1 pseudogene is annotated in these 882 nt (G+C 62.2%); it reads right to left on the bottom strand.

Annotated elements, in window-relative coordinates:
- Window positions 1-882, bottom strand: a pseudogene (locus tag AC1DBN_RS21370) (pyruvate dehydrogenase (acetyl-transferring), homodimeric type); the annotation flags it as partial.

Consider the following 882-nt stretch of genomic DNA (forward strand, 5'->3'; position numbering starts at 1 on the left):
GCTGCCACGGCGCCGGCTTCGTTGATGCCGGGGTGGATGAGCTGGCCGGCGGGGGATTCCTTGTAGGCCAGGACGAGGTCGCGGTCCACGGAGAGGTAGTTCTGGCCCTTGGGGTTGTAGATCTTCGCCGTCGGGAAGAACGCATCCATGCCGAACGTACGGGATTCGTCCGGCACGATGGGCACAATCCGGTCCCCGAACTTCTTGTCGCGGAGGAGGTCCTTGAGCAGGCGCACGAAGGCCATGGTGGTGGCGGCCTGCTGTTTCCCGGAACCTCGCTTGGCCGAATCGTAGGACTTGGCGTCCGGCAGCTCGACGGCCCCATGCTGTGAACGGCGTTCCGGAACCGACCCGCCAAGGGCCCTCCGGCGTTCATGGAGGTAGGCGATTTCGGGTGCATCGGCACCCGGGTGGTAATAGGGAGGACGGTAAGGATCGGCATCCAGTTGCTCATCCGACACAGGGATGCGGAGGTAATCCCGGAAGTCCTTGAGGTCCTCCACCGTCAGCTTCTTCATCTGATGCGTGGCATTCCGGCCTTCAAACCTGGGTCCGAGTCCGTAGCCTTTGACGGTTTTGGCGAGGATGACGGTGGGTTTGCCTTTGAATTCGGTGGCGGCTTTGTAGGCTGCGTAGACCTTGCGGTAGTCGTGGCCGCCGCGTTTGAGGTTCCAGATCTGGTCATCGGTGAGGTCCGCGACCATGTCTTTGGTGGCGGGGTCCTTGCCGAAGAAGTGTTCGCGGACGAACCCGCCGGATTCGGCCTTGTAGGTCTGGTAGTCCCCGTCGGGGGTTTCGTTCATGATCTTCACCAGGGACCCGTTGGTGTCCTGGGTGAGGAGGTCATCCCATTCCCGGCCCCAGACGACCTTGATCACGTTC

It is taken from the genome of Pseudarthrobacter sp. 10T415, assembly GCF_056394175.1.